This window comes from Streptomyces sp. CB02009, assembly GCF_001905825.1.
Lineage (GTDB): Bacteria > Actinomycetota > Actinomycetes > Streptomycetales > Streptomycetaceae > Streptomyces.
The window spans coordinates 23,130-39,704 of sequence record NZ_LIVV01000005.1; the positions used below are offsets into that span (position 1 = coordinate 23,130).

A 16,575-nucleotide genomic window follows, 5' to 3' on the forward strand; every position below is an offset into this window, starting at 1 on the left:
CCCGGCCCGCGCCGGTCGGGCTCAGAGCGCGGGAGTGCCGATGCGCTCGACCCAGTAGAGCTGCTTGTGGCCGCGGTCGTCGAGGCTGTCCGCGATCTTCTGCGCTTCGTCCTCGGTCGCGTACCGCCCCACCCGGTAGCGGTTGCCGTTGTCGTCCTGCCGAATGACGAGCCAGGCGAGGACAGGGCCGCTCTCGGTCATCAGGCTTCTCCCTCCGCCGGTCCGGGCGCCGTTGAGGATCTCCGTGAAACCGCAATCCGCATATGCCGGAGCTTACGCCTGACCTTCACACAGCGGATACGGAATTGCACAAAGAGATACGGATCGGCCGGGAACCGATGGAGGGAGGCCGAAGTCACGCCCCGGGGGCCGCCCCGGGCACGGTCGGCACCGGCATCAGGACGGGGCCGCCGGAGCCCTCGGGGTCCTTGCGGCAGACGTCGCCGCACGTGGCGTCGAGCGAGCAGCAGAGGGAGCAGACCGGGCCGGACCGCACCGGGCAGTCGGCGATGTCCGGGAGTTCGTAGGCGGTCTCGCACTCCGCGCAGGTGTGGGTCGCCCGCTCGTCGACGACGACGGCGGCCGGACCGTTCACCGTGTTGGGGCGGGCCAGGTAGTAGCGGCCCTTGGTGGCCCAGGCGATCAGCGGGCAGAGGACGAGGGCGAGACCGGCCGCGATGAAGGTGGAGAAGGCCTGGGCGTAGGTGCCGAAGGCACCGAAGAAGGCGAGGATCGACACGCTGGAGGCGATCACCATGGCACCGAAGCCGGCCGGGTTCACGGCGTACAGGTAGGCGCGCTTGAACTCGATGTACGGGGGGCTCCAGCCGGCCCGCTTGTTGATGACGAGGTCGGCGGCGACGGCCGTGATCCAGGCGATGCCGACGTTGGAGTAGAACCCGAGCAGCTTGTTCAGGGCGGCGAACATGTTCATCTCCATCAGCGTCAGCGCGATGGCGAGGTTGAGGAAGATGTACCAGACGCGGCCCGGGTGCCGGTGGGTGACGCGGGAGAAGAAGTTCGACCAGGACAGCGAGCCGCTGTAGGCGTTGGTGACGTTGATCTTGACCTGGGAGACGATCACGAAGAGCGCGGCGGCGGGCAGGGCGAAGGTCCCGAGCCAGGGCTTGAGCGCCTCGATCTGAGGGGCGATCGGCTCCAGGGCGTGGGTCTTGCCGACGGCCTCCAGGGCGACGAACGCGAGGAAGGCGCCGCCGAGCTGCTTGGCCGCGCCGATGACGACCCAGCCGGGACCGGCGGCGAGCACGGCGAGGTTCCAGCGGCGCTTGGTGGCCTCCGTCCTGGCCGGCATGAAGCGCAGGTAGTCCGCCTGTTCGCCGATCTGGGCGATCAGGGAGAGCGCGACGCCGGTGCCCAGGCCGAAGCCGATCCACGAGAAGCCGGCCCCCGCCCCCTCCGTACCGCCGAAGGAGGTGAAGGCGCCCCAGGCGTCGGGGGCCTCGAAGGCCAGGACGACGAAGGGCAGCACCATGCCGATGATCCAGACCGGCTGGGTCCAGGCCTGCACCTTGGCCAGGGCGCCCATGCCGCGGAAGACGATCGGGATGACGATGAGGGTGGTGATCAGATAGCCGATCTCGACCGGCAGGCCGACGGCCTGATGCATGGCCTGGGCCATGATCGAGCCTTCGAGGGCGAAGAAGATGAAGGTGAAGGAGGCGTAGATGAGCGAGGTGAGCGTCGAGCCGAAGTAGCCGAAGCCGGCGCCGCGGGTGATGAGGTCCATGTCCAGGCCGTACCGGGCGCAGGCACGGGCGATGGGGATGCCGGTGAGGAAGATGAGGGTGGCGGCGGTGAGGATCGAGGCGAGCCCGCTGCCGAAGCCGTAGGTGAAGACGATCGAGGCGCCGATCGCGAAGTCGGCGAGATAGGCGATGCCGCCGAGGGCGGTGCCCGCCACGGTCCCGGGTGACCAGCGCCGGAACGAGTGCGGGGCGTAGCGCAGCGAGTAGTCCTCGCGGCTCTCGTCGGCGGCCAGCTTGGCGTAGCTGCGGCGGGGGCCGCCGGGGGGTGGCGCGATCTCCGCCGGCTCGTCGAGGGCCCGGGCGGTGCTGCCGCCCGGCTCCGGGGTGGGGGTGGTGACCGTGTCCGTCATGAGGGTTCCTGTCGTCCGACCGGTTCGCGGGTACGGACGAGGAAGGTAGGAGCCGGTCGTGACGGACGGCTGCGGCACGCGGTTGCGCCGGGGTTACGCGAGTTGACGCCCCGTTAACTCGCGGTCACGCCGCCCGGACGGCGCGGTCCGCTGAACGGTCACCGCACCGGCAGGTGGTACGAGAGGCGGTAGCGGTCGGCCGGGACCACGACGTCGGCGGTCTCGACGGCCCGGCCCGAGGCGTAGTACGTGCGCTCCACGACCATCACGACATGGCCCGGCACCCCGCCGAGCGCCAGGAGCTCCTCGGCGAGGCCGGGACGGGCGCCGACCTCCTCCACCACGTTGTCCACGACCACGTCGATGGCAGCCATCCGCTCGACCACTCCGCAGCCGCCCAGGGGGCCCTCCTCGGGCAGCATGACCGGCGTACGGCCCGTGACGGCGAGCGGCTCCCAGGAGGTGGCGACCATCATGGGCTCGCCGCCGTCCCGGTACACGTACCGCGTGCGCATCACGCGCTCCCCCGGCTCGATGCCGAGCCGCTCGGCCACCTCGCCGCCCGCCGGCTCCTGCTCGCTGCTCGACTCCCAGGTGCCGCGGGTCCCCTCGGCCGCCTGCTCCTGCCGGAAGGGGCTGGCGCCCGACGCGGGGCGGTAGCCGGAGCGGGCGATCCTGCGCGGCACCGGGCGCTCCCGGACGTAGGTGCCCGAGCCGGAGCGCCCTTCCACCAGTCCCTCGGCCATGAGTACCTTGCGGGCCTCCAGCGCGACGGTGTCCGACACCCCGTACTCCTCGCGGATGCGTGCCTGCGAGGGGAGACGGGTATGCGGAGGAAGCGAGCCGTTCGCGATCTTCTCCCGCAGATCGCTCGCCACGCGCAGATAGGCGGGCTGCTCACCGAACGTCACTGGACACTCCCCTCAGGTTGACTGACAGCTACAGACTGGCAACCGTCGGTCGCGATCCGCAAGCATGGGCCAGAGTTTCACTCGAAGTGATGACTCCGAGCTCACCCCTCTTGCTCCCCCTGGTCACCCCCGGTAAGCGACGTCGGCCCTCTTGACCCGCATTGGTACAGACCAATACGTTCCTGCTCAGCACGCGCCACACCCGCACGCTCCACACGCCCGCACGCTCCGCCGTGCGCGGCGTCCGCATGCTCCACCGCACGCTCCACCGCACGCGCCATCCCGCCTCGCACAGGAACGAGCCCATGCGTCCCAGAGCCATGACCAAGCTGACCTTCGGTGCGGCCGCCGCGGCCACTCTCGGCCTCCTCGCCACCCTGGCCCCCACCGCCGACGCGCACCAGCCGTCCGGGCACAAGCCCGAGCTGAAGCGGATCGGCTACTTCACCCAATGGGGCATCTACGGAAGGAACTTCCAGGTCAAGGACCTGGAGACGAGCGGCACCGCCGCCAAGCTCAGCCACATCAACTACGCCTTCGGCGTGATCGGTTCGGACGGCAAGTGCCTCATGGGCAACGCACCCGGCTCCGACCCGTGGGCCGACTACGTGCGCCCGGTCGACGCCGCCACCTCGGTGGACGGCGTCGGTGACACCGCCGACCAGCGACTGGCCGGCAACTTCAACGAGTTGCGGGAGCTCAAGGCCCAGAACCCCGGCCTCAAGGTCATGATCTCGCTCGGCGGCTGGACGGGCTCGGCCCACTTCTCCGACGCGGTGCGCACCGACGCCGGCCGCAAGACCCTCGTCGCCTCCTGCATCGACACGTACATCAAGGGCAACCTGCCCGTCGACGGCGCCCGCGGCGGCGCCGGGGCAGCCGCCGGGATCTTCGACGGCGTCGACCTCGACTGGGAGTGGCCCGGCTCCGAGGGCGCCCCCGGGAACGTGATCCGCCCCGAGGACAAGCCCAACTTCACCAAGCTTGTGCGGGAGTTCCGTACCCAGCTCGACGCCTACGGGCGCTCGCTGCCGAAGGCGCAGCGCAAGCACTACGAGCTCAGCGCGTACGTGCCCACCGCCCCCGCCAAGATCGACGCGGGCTTCGAAGTCTCCAAGATCATGCGGGACTTCGACTTCGTGAACCTCCAGGGCTACGACTTCCACGTCTCCGGCGAGACGACCACCGCCCAGCAGTCCGCGCTCTTCGCAAAGAACGACTTCAGCGTCGACCAGACCGTCAAGGCCTGGCTGCGGCGCGGCGCCCCCGCCCACAAGCTCGTGGTCGGCATGCCGTTCTACGGCCAGGGCTGGACCGGCGTCACCGGCGGCGGCGACGGCCTCGGCCAGCCGGCGACCGGCCCCGCCCCCGCGACCTGGGTGGCGGGCTCCGAGGACTACAAGCACCTGAAGAAGCTGGCGGACTCGGGGACGTACAAGCTCCACCGCGGCTACCGCAACGGCCACGCCTGGCTCTTCGACGGCACCAACCTGTGGACGTACGACGACCCGACCGTGCTGCGCACCAAGGCGTCCTACGTCCGGCAGAACGGGCTCGGCGGCGCGATGATCTGGTCCCTCGACGGGGACACCGCGAACGGTGAGCTGATCACCGCCATCGACCGGGGCCTGTCCCGGCGCTGACACCCCCCGCCCGGCCGCCGTCCCGCGACGGCCGGGCCCCCGCACCGCGGACCGGCCCCGCCGCTCCCGGTGGACCGGCAGCGGCGGTCGGTCACGGGCCGCCGCTCCCCGGACCACCGCCCGGTCCGCACACGACGGGGCCGGGCCTCCTGAGGGAGACCCGGCCCCGTTTCCCGTACACGGCCCTGCTTCCCGTACGGGAAACGGGGCCCGTTTCCCGTACGCGGCCCCGTGCCCGTACTCAGGACTCCCGTACTCAGGACTCCCGTACCGAGGACTCCCGTACCCAGCCCCGGTCCCTGTCCGCGGTCGGGATCAGGCGGACGTGCCCTCGCCCGCCGGGCCCACCGGCGGCGCGCCGGTCAGGTCGAGCGCGGTGCGCGCGTCCGCGCCCAGGTCCCCGGGCAGGGTCTCCCACGCCGGGTCGTATGCCTCCCAGTAGGCGTCCGCGTCGGTCGCCGTCGCCAGCTTGAGCCACTGCTTCGACGCCGCCCCCAGCTCCTTGCGGAGCGCCGCGACGGACGGGGCGGCCCCGGCGGGCCAGGTGCGCTGCCCCAGTTCCGCGTACGCCGTGTTGATCGCGCCCAGGAGTTCCGTGGCCCACACCTTGTTGGCGGTGAAGTCCTCGTCCGGATCCTCCTCCGGCTCCCGGTAGGTGACCGTCTCGATCGGGTTGACGGTCTTCAGGAAGGACTCCTGATCGTCGGTGAGCAGCTGCGCGTCGGAGCGCACGGAGCCCTTGAAGGGCTTCTTCTCACTGGCGAACGCGCAGGTCACCGTGCGGTCGCCGAGCCGCCAACTCTGGCTGCTGGGGAGGTAGTAGAACAACCAGACGTCCGCGGGGACGGCCCAGGTGTCCAGCGCGTACCCGCTGTTGATCGTCTCGCAGCGCTCCTCCGCCATCCCGTCGATCGCGTCCTCGCCGGGCCACTTCTCGAAGCCGGTCACCTTGAAGCCGCCGGTGACCTCGCCGATGTGCGGGCGTGCGCAGTCGACGACCGTGACGTCCGATGCGTAGTCCCGCAGCCTGCCGTCGGGGGTGAAGCACTGGCCGGTCCGCAGCGAGAACGGCGACTTGGAGCGGGCCGCCTCGTCCATGCCCTCCTTGAAGCCGCCCCAGAACGTGCCGATGCCGCCGGTGGCGATGCCGATCACGAGCAGCAGGCTGCTGAGCGCGGAGAGGACGATGCCCGCGACGGCGAGCCCCTTGCCGGCCTGGTCCCGCTTCCTGATCTGCGGAAGGGCGACGAGACCGAGCACCAGGCCGAGCGGCGGCAGACAGCAGACGATGCCGGAGACGAGGGAGCCGACGGCGAGCCCGTTGGTGGTCCGCCGGGGCGGCTGCCCGTACGGACCGACGCCGGGGATGCCGGGGCCGCCGGGCCCACCGGGACCGCCCGGGCCGCCGGGCGGACCGGCGTACGGACCTGCCGTGTACGGCATCCCCGGCGAGGTGTACGGCCCCGGCGCGGCCCAACCCCCCGGCTGCGGGGCCCCCTGGTGCGGGCCTCCGTGCTGCGGGCCTCCCTGAGGGGACGACGGCGAAGGCGGTGGGGTCGGCGGAGTCGGCTCCACGGGTACGGTGCTCCTGTTCGGGGCGAATGGTGCGAACAAACGATCGATCGCGCATCGTACGCGGCCAGGTGGAGGGGGCGACATGTGGGGGACGACTCCGACGATCCCGGCGGCGACGGTACGAGCCGTCAACCGCCTGACCGCCCGCTGGGCCCACGCGACCGCGACCGCGACAGCGACCACCGGCGCTCCCGATGCCGTCGCGCCCGCCACGCCCGAACTCGACGCCCCCACCGGCACCGTCCTCTCGGCCGCCGGGCTCTGGCCACTCCTCGGCTTCCTCGCGGACGGCGCCGCGGGTGCCGCCCGCGCCGAACTGGAGGAGGCGCTCGGACTGCGGGCCGAGGAGGCGGCAGGCGCCGCCCGCGGGCTGCTCGCCGCGCTCTCCGCGATACCGGGCTCGACCGCGGCCGTCGGCCTCTGGGCGCGTCACGATCTGAAGGTGCGGCAGGAGTGGCGGGCGGGACTGCCGGGCACGGCGTTCGGCCGGCTCGGCGGCGAGGGCCCCGAGGCCGATCAGCGTCGGCTCGACGCGTGGGCGGCCGAGCACACGGGCGGACTGATCCCCACGATGCCGGTCACGGTCCGCGAGGACACGGAGCTCGTCCTCGCGGTCGCCCAGGCGCTGCGGACACGATGGATCCGGCCGTTCCGCCCGGGCCTGCTGTCGCCGGAGAGCGGTCCCTGGGCGGGGCGCGAGCTGGTCGGACTCCACCGGCGCACCTCCCTGCTCGACCGGGTCGGCGTGGCGGAGACGCCCTTCGGCCCGCTCACGGTGCTGCGTGTGCTCGGGAACACCGGGGTCGACGTCCATCTCCTCCTCGGCCCGGAGGGGGCGGACGGCGGAGCCGTCCTCTCGGCGGGCATCGAGCTGCTGTCGGGGGCCCGGAAGGCGGTGCCGGGCGATCTGCTGCCGCTCGGGACACCCGGCCCCGGGCTGCGCGTCGGGCTCCGGCTGAGCGAGACGCGCGAGCCCAGCCTCGATGTCTCCACCTCGCCGTTCTCTCTCACGTCGGACCACGATCTGCTCGCCCACGCCAGGCTGTTGGGACTCACCGCGGCGTGCGTGCCCGATCCCGCGCCGCTCCCGGGGGTGAGCGAGGATCCGCTCGTGGTCGAGGGGGCTCGGCAGACGGCCGTGGCCCGGTTCCACGCGCGGGGCTTCGAGGCGGGCTCGGTGTCGGCGATGGCGGCGGTGGGCTGCGGCATGCCCGACAGGTGGTACCGGGTCCGGTCGGTCGAACTCGACGTCGACCGCCCCTTCGGCTTCCTGGCCGTCCACCGCACCTCGCGGCTCGTCCTGTCGGCGGGCTGGGTGGCCGAGCCGGTCCCGTACGTCGAGAGCGACCTCGCGGACCTCTACGACGACGACGATGAGGACGAGGGCTGGGGCGGGTGACGGAAGGGGCGGCCGCCGTCAGGCGACCGCCCCTCACCGCTCACGTTCCGAGCCGCTCACGTTCCGAGCCGCTCAGGATCCGAGCCGCTCACGATCCGAGCCGCTCACGATCCGACGGGACCGGGGTCAGAGCGTCAGAACTGCAGGCCCCAGGCGTCGATCTTGCCGGTGTCGGCGTTCGCGTTGTCCGTGACGCGGAGCTTCCACGTGCCGTTGGCGGCCTCCGAGGAGGCGTTCACGCTGTACGTGGTGTTGATGTTGTCCGAGCTGCCGCCGGTGCCGAAGGCCTTCAGCGTGTACGCCGAGCCGTCGGGCGCGATCAGCTGGACCTGGAGGTCACCGATGTAGGTGTGGACGATGTTCACCGGCACCTGGAGGGCGGCCGGGGCGTTGCCGGTCACGCCGCTGACGGTGACCGGGGACTCGACGGTCGCGTTGTCGGCGATGGCGAAGTCGGCGGTGTTCTCGAACTTCGGGCCGGGCGGGGTGGTGGTGCCGCCGCCGACGTAGAGCAGCCGGTTCGGGGAGCCGGAGCCCGGGTTGGTGACGACGTTCGGGGTGGCGGCGGTCGTCAGGGCCGTGGAGACCTGCGCCGGGGTCGCCGTCGGGTTGCCGGCGAGGTAGACGGCCGCGGCGCCCGCGACGTGCGGGGTCGCCATGGACGTACCGGAGATGGTGTTGGTGGCGGAGTCGCTGGAGTTCCAGGACGAGGTGATGGAGGAGCCCGGGGCGAAGATGTCCAGGGCCGAGCCGTAGTTGGAGAAGCTGGAGCGGGCGTCGGTGTTGGTGGTCGAGCCGACGGTGATGGCCTCGGCGACACGGGCCGGCGAGTAGTTGGAGGCGTTGGAGTTGTCGTTGCCCGCCGCGACCGCGTACGTGACGCCGGAGGCGATCGAGTTGCGGACGGCCGTGTCGAGGGCGCTGTCGACGCCGCCGCCGAGGCTCATGTTGGCGACGGCGGGCTTCACGGCGTTCCGCGTGACCCAGTCGATGCCCGCGACGACCTGCGCGGTCGTGCCGGAGCCCTGGTTGTTGAGCACCCGGACGCCGACGATCTTCGCCTTCTTCGCGACGCCGTACGAGGTGCCCGCGACCGTGCCGGCGACGTGGGTGCCGTGCCCGTGGCCGTCCTGCGCGGTGTTGTCGTTGTCGATGGCGTCGTAGCCGTTGGAGGCGCGTCCGCCGAAGTCGCTGTGGGTGATGCGTACGCCGGTGTCGATGATGTACGCGGTGACGCCCTGGCCCGCGGAGTCCGGGTAGGTGTAGCTCTGGTTCAGCGGCAGGGCCCGCTGGTCGATCCGGTCCAGGCCCCAGGACGGCGGGGACGGCTGCGTGCCGTCGACCGTGAAGACCCGGTTCTGGACGACGGAGGCCACGGCGGGGTCGGCCGCCAGCTTCCGCGCCTGCGCCTCGGAGAGCTCGACGGCGTAGCCGTTGATCGCCGAGGTGTACGTCCGCTCGATCTTCGCGCCGAACCTGGCGGCCACGGCGCGGCCCTTGGCCGTCTCCGCCGGCGCCGACTCGTCGAGGGTGACGATGTAGCTGCCCGCGATCGTGCCTTCGGCTCCCGCGTTCTCGATGACGCCCTCCGGGGCGGCCGGTGAGGCGGCGGCCGGGAGGGCGGAGAGGGTGCCGAGGGTGAGGGCGGTGACGGCGACGGCCGCGGCGGTGGCCATACGACGTCGTGATTCACGCATCACTGACATGTGAGGGGTCCTCCTCATTGGTGGTGCGTTGCTGTGGGGGATTAGCAGGGACATGACAAGACGATGTGGCTCCACACCGCCTCGGACGTCCGGCTGTTGAGCGAAAGGTTGACTGATCCATAGGAATCTCACAAGGGCTCTCGACGGCCCGCAACACCCGCGCCACACAGCTGACATGCTGATCTTCATGACCTCCTACGTGTGCCACCGCTGCCGGGTCCACTCGCCCACGGACGCCCTCACCTGGTGTTGTCCCCAGTGCCGAGGCCCCTGGGACCTGGAGTTCGACACCGGACCGGTTTCACTCCCCGCACTCGCGTCACGGCGAAATTCGTTGTGGCGTTACGAGGAGGCGTTGCCGCCGATGCCGTACGCGGCGGAGGTGACGCTCGGGGAGGGCCGTACACCCCTCGTCCCCCTGGAGGAAGGCGCGGAGGGATCGGTTTCCGCCAAGCTCGACTTCCTCATGCCGACCCTGTCCTTCAAGGACCGCGGCGCGGTGATGCTCGCCGCCCACGCCCTCCGCCTCGCACGGAACGGCAGCCTCCGCCGGGTCGTCGCCGACAGCAGCGGGAACGCGGGCACGGCGATCGCCGCGTACGGCGCCAGGGCCGGGCTCGACTGCCTCGTGTACGTCCCCGAAGGCACCTCGCCCAAGAAACTGGAGCAGATCCGGGCCCACGGGGCGCGGGTCGTCGAGGTCCCCGGCGACCGCGAGGCCACGGCCCGCGCCGCGCGGGCGGCCGCCGACGAGCCCGGCACCTTCTACGCCTCGCACGTCCACAACCCGTACTTCCTGCACGGCACCAAGACCTACGTCTACGAGCTGTGGGAGGAGCTCGGCGGCCGACTCCCGGACACGATCGTGGTCCCCGTCGGCAACGGCACGCTGCTCCTCGGAGCCGCCCTCGCGCTCGACGAGCTGCACCGCCACGGGCTCACGGACAACCGTCCCGCCCTCGTCGCCGTCCAGGCCGAGGCCGTCTCCCCGCTGGCCGCGGCCTTCCACGCGGGCGCGGAGGAACTGGCCGGGGCCGCCCCCGCCCGCCCCACCCTCGCCGAGGGCATCGCGATCCCGGCACCGCCCCGCGCCCACCAGATCCTGCGGGCGGTACGGGCGACGGGCGGCACGTTCCTGACGGTGACGGAGGACCAGATCCGCGCCGCCCAGCGGGAGCTGGCCGGACGGGGACTCTTCGTGGAGTCCACCGGCGTGGCCTGCTGGGCGGCGGTCCGGGCGGCCGCGCCGAGACCCGGCCTCACCGTCGTACCGCTGTGCGGGGCGGGGGCGAAGACCGGCCTGGCGCGGTGACGCGACCGGGCGGGGTGACTGGGCGGCCTGGCGCGGTGACCGGCGGGGCGCCTGCCGAGCGGTCAGCCGCCGGGCGGTCAGCCGGTCGGACGCCCGGGACGCACAGCCGCTGAGGGCCCGGCGGACGCACGCGGCGAAGCCGCTGACCGCCGGGCGGGCGGTCAGCGGCCGAGCCGATCAGAACTCGTCGGCGCCGTTGCGGAGCTCCTCGGTCCAGTAGCCCGTCTTCGCGGCGGCCTCGCCGACGGCCAGACCCCCCGCGGGCGCCTTGACGACGATGCTGCCCTCGGCCGGGCCGCCGGCGGCGAACAGGTTCACGTTGAAGCTGTTCACGACCTTGGTGTCCTCGTCGACGCCGCCGAGCGCGATGCGCACGTTCGCGTACGCGGGCGCGCCGGGCCGCAGGACGACCGGGGCGGCCGGCTTGCTCTTCGCGACGGCCGGGACGTCCTTGGCCGTCTGGATCGGACCGAAGGCGATCAGCGGGTACTCGAGCAGGGTGCAGGCGCTGCCGGAGGTGTTGGTCGCGGTGAGGACGATGTGCTCGGTCGGGACCTCGTCGGCCTTCGCCGCCGTCACCTTGATGTCGCCGTAGGCGCAGGCGGGCGCCTTGGCCGCGGTCTTGCCCCCGGTCGAGGAGCCCGTCGAGGAGCCGGTCGAGGACCCCGCCGAGCTCCCCTTCGTACCGCTGCCGCTGCCGCCGCCGGCCGTCGAACCACCGGTCGTCGAGCCGCCGGTGGAGCCGGAGCCGCTCTTCGCCGCGGTCTGGTCGGCGGTGCCCGCGGCGGCGCCCGTCCCCTTGTCGGTGGCGCCCTCGGCCGCCTGGGAGGAGCTCGCGGCGCCCGCGTCCTTCGCGCCCGCGTCCGTGCCGCCGCCGCAGGCCGTCAGGCCCAGCGAGAGGGCGGCGATGGCGGCGGCGGCCAGGACGGTGGACTTGTGGTGGGTACGCATGGTGGTTCTCCCCCGGAAGCGTGCTGTCGGTGTGGATGCGCCGGGGCGACCGCCCCGACGTCGGCGCTCCGAGTACGTCATGTCCTCGGTGCTGTATCCAGCTTCCGGCCTGGCGCTGCCGTCCCGCTTGCGTACCGCTAACGATCCGCTGACAGGCGCGAGAGCCTGGCCGCGGCCCGTACCGAACCCTCGGTGAAACCGGCCGCGTCGGAGGCGGCGATCGCGCGTTCCAGCTGGTCGGCGGCCTCGTCGACACGGCCGATACCGGCCAGCGCCTCGCCCTTGACGATCTGCAGCTGGGCCTGGACGACCACCGCCTCGGGCGGCACGAGTTCCCCCGCGCGAAGCGTGTGCGCGAGCGCCGCTTCGAAGTCCCCCGCCTTCATGCAGTGCCCCGCCAGGTGGTGGAGGGTGAGCACCTGGGTGGACGGATGACCCGTGCGGTCGGCGAGCGAGACGGCGTGCGCCATGAGCAGGCCGGCCCGCTCGTGCTCCCCCGTCGCGTCCAGGACGGCGGCGTGGTTGACGTAGGCGATCGCCTCGCTGATCATGTCGCCGGCCCGGGCGGCCAGGCCGGGCGCCTTCTCCAGATGGACGAGGGCCTCGGTGTCCCGGCCCTCCTCGTGCAGGATCCAGCCGAGCAGCGCCCTGGTGCGCGACTGCGCGTCGAAGTCGCCCATGTGCTCGGCCGAGGCGAGTCCGGCCTCCAGGAGCGGCGTCCAGCCGTCCCCGATCCGCATGAGCATCAGCGGCCACAGCACCAGGGCGAGCCGCCAGGCCCGGTCGTGCAGACCGAGGGCGGCCGCCGCGGTGACGGCACCTCCCAGGGCGGCGCGCTCGGCCACGTACCAGTCGAGCGCCGCCGTACGGTCCTCGAACTCGAGGACCGCGGCGGGCCTGCGGACGTCGGCGGGCAGCGAGTAGCAGGGCTGGGAGCCCGGCTCGGCCGCCGCGTCGGCCGCGAGCCCCGTGTACAGGTAGTGGTCGATGAGGCGGCGCAGGCCCTCCGGGTCGGCGTCCTGGGCGAGGTGGCGGGCGTAGAGCCGCACCAGGTCGTGCGGCATCCAGCGGCCGGGGACGGGCTCGGTCAGCAGATGGGCGGCGGACAGCCGGTCCAGGTCGGCGGAGGCCTGCACCGGGGACGTACCGACGAGCGCGGCGGCCGCGAACCGGTCCAGGTCGGATCCGGTGTGCAGGCCGATCGCGCGGAACAGCCGGGCCGCGGAGTCGGGCAGCTGCTGCACCGTGAGGTGCAGCGCGGCGGAGACGCCCCGGTCCTCGACGTCGAGGAGCATCAGCCGGCTCTGCTCGTCGGCGAGTTCGCCGACCATCGCGTCGAGCGTCCACCCGGGGCGCTCGGCGAGCCGCGCGGCCGTCACGCGCAGGGCCAGCGGCAGTCCGTCGCAGAGCCCGGCGAGCCGTGCGGCGGCGGCGGGTTCGGCGGCCACCCGCGTCTCGCCGAGGACGGTGGTGAGGAGCGCGGCGGAAGCGGCCGGGGGGAGGTGGCCGAGCGGCACCGGCCGGGCCGCGTCGGAGGCGATGAGACCGCCGAGCCGGTCGCGGCTGGTGACCAGGGTGGTGCAGTGGTCACCGCCCGGAAGCAGTGGTCTGACCTGCTCGGAGGAGCGGGCGTTGTCGAGGACGACGAGCAGCCGGCGGTCGGCGGTCAGGGAGCGGAACAGGGCGCCGCGCGCCTCGACGGCCTCCGGGATCCGCTGCGGGGGCACGCCGAGCGCGAGGAGGAACTCGCGGAGCACGCCGGCGGTCTCGGGCGCCGGGGTGTCGCTGAAGCCGCGCAGGTCGGCGAAGAGCCGCCCGTCGGGGAAGTCGGCGCGGCGCTCGTACGCCCAGTGCACGGCGAACGCCGTCTTGCCGACGCCGGCGGGCCCGGTGACCAGGCAGACGGGTCCTTCGCCGCCGCGTACGGCCCGGTCGAGGGCGGCGAGTTCGGGGCCGCGCCCGGTGAACCCGCGCGGGGCGCGCGGCAGCCCCTCCGGCGTGGGGACCACGACGGGAGCGGCCGGCCGGGGCACGGTCACGGGCTCGGCGGAGCGGAGCAGCGTCGCGTACGCCTCGCTGAGCGTCTCGCCGGGGTCGACGCCCAGCTCCTCGGCGAGCAGCCGCCGGGTGCGGTGGTACCAGTCGATCGCGTCCGACTGCCGGCCCGAACGGCCCAGGGCCAGCATCAGCGCGGCCGCGAGGGACTCCCGCAGCGGATGCGCGACGGCCTCGGTACGCAGGACAGCGGCGGCCCTGGCGTGCTCGCCGAGCTCCCCGTACGCCTCCGCGAGCGACTCGACGGAGGCGAGCCGCAGCTCCTCGAGGCCGCCGGCGGCGGCCTCCAGCGGCCGGCTGTGGACGGTCCCGGTGAGCGCGGGCCCCTGCCAGTACGACAGGGCCTCCCGCAGCATCCGCACCGCGTCGGCGGGACGCCGCTGCACCCCGGCGAGCGCCACGAGCTCCTCGAAGCGGTGCGCGTCCACCAGGGACTCCGGCATCCGCAGCACGTACGCCGACCCCTGCGTGGCCAGCTCGACCCCGTACGCCTCCGCCCCGTGCTCGGCGAGCAGCGCCCGCAGCCGCGAGACGTGCCCCTGGAGCACGGTCTTGGCGTGGGTGGGCGGCTCCTCCTCCCAGAGCGCGTCGATCAGCTGACCGACGTTCACCGCGCTGTTGGGCCGCAGCAGCAGCATGACGAGCAGACTGGACCGTTTGGCGGGCCCCAGGGCTACGTCCCCGTCCTCCGTCACCAGCGCAACGGAGCCGAGCAGCCGGAACTCCACCAGTACACCTCCCGCGATCCGTCGCCCCCGTTCACCAGCAGTCGAGGATACGTGGGGTGGGAGGGCCGACTGCGACGTGGAGATCCCCGATCCCGCCCTCGTCGTCCGAATCTGCACATGGTGATGAACGGTGCGCTGTGCACGGTTACCTGTGCGCGGTGCTGAGCTGCTGTGTAAATAAGGGGAATCGAACCCCCGCGCTGCTCTCCACGCGCCGAGATGACCGGATTGACCGCCGGCCACGGCTTGTGCACGCCTTCGGGACGACTACCTGCTCCACGTCGAGCGACCCGCTCAGTCCAGCAGGTCGACCTCCCAGTTGGACCGCTGGATCAGCACGTCGACCTCACGGATCTCCCGCGCCAGCACATCGGCCTGCGCCCGCAGGGGTGCCACGGGAAACGCCGACAGCATCTTCAGCTCGGACCGCAACTGCCGAACCCTCCCGTGCTGGTCCCGCCCGGCGGCGGCGTCGGCCGCCGAGGTGACGACGGAATGCCGCAGCCGCAGCACGTCGCGCCGCGCCAACGCGTCGGTGAGCGTGCCCCCGCCCTCGACGACGGCCTGGGCGTTGGTCCGGTTGATCCGCCGGATCAACTCCTCGAGCTCCGTGAGGACATCGCCGGTCTCGGCCAGCAGCGCGGCGGCGTCCTCGGCCGGCTCCTCCCCCTCCTGGAACCGGGCGCTGCCGACCACCCGCGCCCGCAACTGCTCGACCCGCCGCGCGGCATCCGCCCGCAACGCCAACGCCTCGGCAAGCTTCAAGCCCCCGCACCTCCATCGCGACGATTCCGACCGAAAGTATGCCCGCCCCCGGACACCACCCCGAACCACCCGTAGCGGCACGCAGGCCAGGACGGCGAAACGCCAAAGGAATGTCTGGAAGCTGGTCCCGCCCTGCGACGGATCCCCCTCCAGGTCTCCGGCCTGGGCTTCCTCGTAGGCACGCGTCGGGTCTCGACGGCCGTTTACGAGTGCCCTGCTGACTGGCTACGGAATGGTCGGGGGCCTGAGGCAAAGAAATCCATGGCAATCCAGCGGGATATGCAACGAGACTGCGCAGGTGAGCGACCGCTACCCCTGTCCCTGCTGCGGGCATCGCGTGTTCGGCGACGTGCCCGGCTCGTACGAAACCTGTCCCGTCTGCTTCTGGGAGGACGACGGAATCCAATTCCGCTGGGCGGCCATGGCAGGCGGGGCGAACAAGGTCTCCCTGATCGAGGCCCAGCGCAACTACCGGGACTTCGGCGCCTGCGACGAGCACGGCCGTCGGTTCGTCCGCCCGCCGGCCGAGGACGAGCCGCTCGACCCCGCCTGGCGCCCCATCGATCAGACCCGGGACTCCTTCGAGGACTGGGCAGCCGAGGACAGCGCCCCGTGGCCCGATGACCTCTCGGTGCTCTGCTGGTGGCTCCCCACTTTCTGGCGCCGGGATCACTCCGCGTCATGACCTCCCACATCGAGACACTCGTCCAGCAGCTCGACGGCGAGGCCGGCGAGTCCTACGACGCCCGCGCGGAGCTGATCTGGATCGGCGCCGACGCCATACCCGCCGTCATCGACGGCCTGCCCTCCCTCGGGGGCTTCGGGCAGCTGACCGCCATCGAGGTCTTCGAGGAGGTGGGCGATCCCCGTTGCGGCCCCTCTCTCATCGGCCTGCTGGACAGCGACAACCCGACCGTCCGCGAATGGGCGGCCATGGCCCTGGCGAGCCTGGAGATCGACGGCGCGACCGAGCCCCTGCGCCGCGCCTACCGCGCCTGCCTGGAACGCGCGACCCCACCGGACTGGACCGAGTCCGTCGGCATCCGCTGGGCCCTGACCGAACTCGGCGCCCGCACCCCCGTCGTCCCGCCGCTCACCGCGCGCCTACGCCCCACCGCTGCGGACAACGCCCCCGGCTGGCCTTCAGCCCACTTCACCGAGATCATCAACGACCTGGCCGACCACGCCCAGGTGATCCTCCACTCCCAGTTCTGGCGGGTGGACGCAGGCCGCACGTACGGCGTCTCCGGCCCCGACCTGGCCTGGGAACTCGACTGGACCGCACCCTGGGAGCACCTGGTCGAGGAGTCCCGCACCTGGTCCCTGCTGGAAGCCTCCGAAGCCCCCGCCGGCGAAGACATCTTCGTCACCCCCACCTGGATCGACCGTAGCGACCTGCACCCGGAGAGGTGAC

General features: G+C 72.6%; 13 protein-coding genes. 5 read left to right on the forward strand and 8 right to left on the reverse strand.

Annotation, left to right across the window (positions count from 1 at the left end; translation table 11 throughout):
* Positions 1-21: 21 nt before the first annotated feature.
* From AMK27_RS19565 to AMK27_RS19575, 3 genes are all read right to left on the reverse strand, one after another.
* A complete protein-coding gene (locus tag AMK27_RS19565; RefSeq protein WP_030320624.1) occupies positions 22-201 on the reverse strand; it encodes an SPOR domain-containing protein in 180 nt (59 codons plus the stop codon).
* 154 nt (positions 202-355) lie between these two features.
* Entirely contained in the window at positions 356-2,116 is a 1,761-nt protein-coding gene (locus AMK27_RS19570; RefSeq protein WP_241847554.1) for a purine-cytosine permease family protein, read from the reverse strand.
* A 158-nt stretch (positions 2,117-2,274) separates the two neighbouring features.
* Positions 2,275-3,027, reverse strand: a complete 753-nt coding sequence (locus tag AMK27_RS19575; RefSeq protein WP_073909671.1) for a GntR family transcriptional regulator — start codon at positions 3,025-3,027, stop codon at positions 2,275-2,277.
* Positions 3,028-3,332: 305 nt separating this feature from the next.
* Between AMK27_RS19575 and AMK27_RS19580 the strand changes: the two genes are divergently transcribed.
* A complete protein-coding gene (locus tag AMK27_RS19580) occupies positions 3,333-4,670 on the forward strand; it encodes a glycoside hydrolase family 18 protein (RefSeq protein ID WP_073911796.1) in 1,338 nt (445 codons plus the stop codon).
* Between the two features lie 315 nt (positions 4,671-4,985).
* Here AMK27_RS19580 and AMK27_RS19585 read toward each other — a convergent pair whose 3' ends face one another.
* On the reverse strand, positions 4,986-6,113 hold the full coding sequence (locus AMK27_RS19585) for a DUF4190 domain-containing protein (RefSeq protein WP_073909674.1): 1,128 nt from the start codon (positions 6,111-6,113) through the stop codon (positions 4,986-4,988).
* 214 nt (positions 6,114-6,327) lie between these two features.
* Between AMK27_RS19585 and AMK27_RS19590 the strand changes: the two genes are divergently transcribed.
* Positions 6,328-7,644, forward strand: a complete 1,317-nt coding sequence (locus AMK27_RS19590) for a serpin family protein (protein ID WP_073909676.1) — start codon at positions 6,328-6,330, stop codon at positions 7,642-7,644.
* 134 nt (positions 7,645-7,778) lie between these two features.
* Here the strand turns inward: AMK27_RS19590 and AMK27_RS19595 are convergent, their stop codons facing one another.
* Positions 7,779-9,350 (reverse strand): S8 family peptidase, encoded by a 1,572-nt coding sequence (locus AMK27_RS19595; protein WP_073909679.1) that lies wholly within the window; start codon positions 9,348-9,350, stop codon positions 7,779-7,781.
* 175 nt (positions 9,351-9,525) lie between these two features.
* Between AMK27_RS19595 and AMK27_RS19600 the strand changes: the two genes are divergently transcribed.
* Complete coding sequence (locus AMK27_RS19600; RefSeq protein ID WP_107425624.1) at positions 9,526-10,662, forward strand: threonine synthase; 1,137 nt, start codon at positions 9,526-9,528, stop codon at positions 10,660-10,662.
* 177 nt (positions 10,663-10,839) lie between these two features.
* Here AMK27_RS19600 and AMK27_RS19605 read toward each other — a convergent pair whose 3' ends face one another.
* From AMK27_RS19605 to AMK27_RS19615, 3 genes are all read right to left on the reverse strand, one after another.
* Positions 10,840-11,613, reverse strand: a complete 774-nt coding sequence (locus AMK27_RS19605; RefSeq protein WP_073909682.1) for a DUF4232 domain-containing protein — start codon at positions 11,611-11,613, stop codon at positions 10,840-10,842.
* 137 nt (positions 11,614-11,750) lie between these two features.
* Positions 11,751-14,396: an AfsR/SARP family transcriptional regulator gene (locus tag AMK27_RS19610; protein ID WP_073909685.1), complete on the reverse strand. Its 2,646-nt coding sequence runs from the start codon at positions 14,394-14,396 to the stop codon at positions 11,751-11,753.
* 294 nt (positions 14,397-14,690) lie between these two features.
* Positions 14,691-15,161, reverse strand: a complete 471-nt coding sequence (locus tag AMK27_RS19615; protein WP_073909687.1) for a DIP1984 family protein — start codon at positions 15,159-15,161, stop codon at positions 14,691-14,693.
* A 298-nt stretch (positions 15,162-15,459) separates the two neighbouring features.
* On the opposite strand from AMK27_RS19615, the gene AMK27_RS19620 reads away from it, so the two are divergent.
* On the forward strand, positions 15,460-15,846 hold the full coding sequence (locus tag AMK27_RS19620; RefSeq protein ID WP_073909690.1) for a CPCC family cysteine-rich protein: 387 nt from the start codon (positions 15,460-15,462) through the stop codon (positions 15,844-15,846).
* A complete protein-coding gene (locus AMK27_RS19625; protein ID WP_073909694.1) occupies positions 15,843-16,574 on the forward strand; it encodes a HEAT repeat domain-containing protein in 732 nt (243 codons plus the stop codon). Before AMK27_RS19620 ends, AMK27_RS19625 begins: the two co-directional genes overlap by 4 nt.
* The last annotated feature ends 1 nt before the right edge of the window (position 16,575 follow it).

What these genes read in the sequence shown, in the direction of transcription:
- AMK27_RS19565 (WP_030320624.1), bottom strand. Translation starts at nt 201, where the DNA reads ATGACCGAGAGCGGCCCTGTCCTCGCCTGGCTCGTCATTCGGCAGGAC.
- AMK27_RS19580 (WP_073911796.1), top strand. Translation starts at nt 3,333, where the DNA reads ATGCGTCCCAGAGCCATGACCAAGCTGACCTTCGGTGCGGCCGCCGCG.
- AMK27_RS19585 (WP_073909674.1), bottom strand. Translation starts at nt 6,113, where the DNA reads ATGCCGTACACGGCAGGTCCGTACGCCGGTCCGCCCGGCGGCCCGGGC.
- AMK27_RS19595 (WP_073909679.1), bottom strand. Translation starts at nt 9,350, where the DNA reads ATGTCAGTGATGCGTGAATCACGACGTCGTATGGCCACCGCCGCGGCC.
- AMK27_RS19605 (WP_073909682.1), bottom strand. Translation starts at nt 11,613, where the DNA reads ATGCGTACCCACCACAAGTCCACCGTCCTGGCCGCCGCCGCCATCGCC.
- AMK27_RS19590 (WP_073909676.1), top strand. Translation starts at nt 6,328, where the DNA reads ATGTGGGGGACGACTCCGACGATCCCGGCGGCGACGGTACGAGCCGTC.
- AMK27_RS19600 (WP_107425624.1), top strand. Translation starts at nt 9,526, where the DNA reads ATGCTGATCTTCATGACCTCCTACGTGTGCCACCGCTGCCGGGTCCAC.
- AMK27_RS19625 (WP_073909694.1), top strand. Translation starts at nt 15,843, where the DNA reads ATGACCTCCCACATCGAGACACTCGTCCAGCAGCTCGACGGCGAGGCC.
- AMK27_RS19570 (WP_241847554.1), bottom strand. Translation starts at nt 2,116, where the DNA reads ATGACGGACACGGTCACCACCCCCACCCCGGAGCCGGGCGGCAGCACC.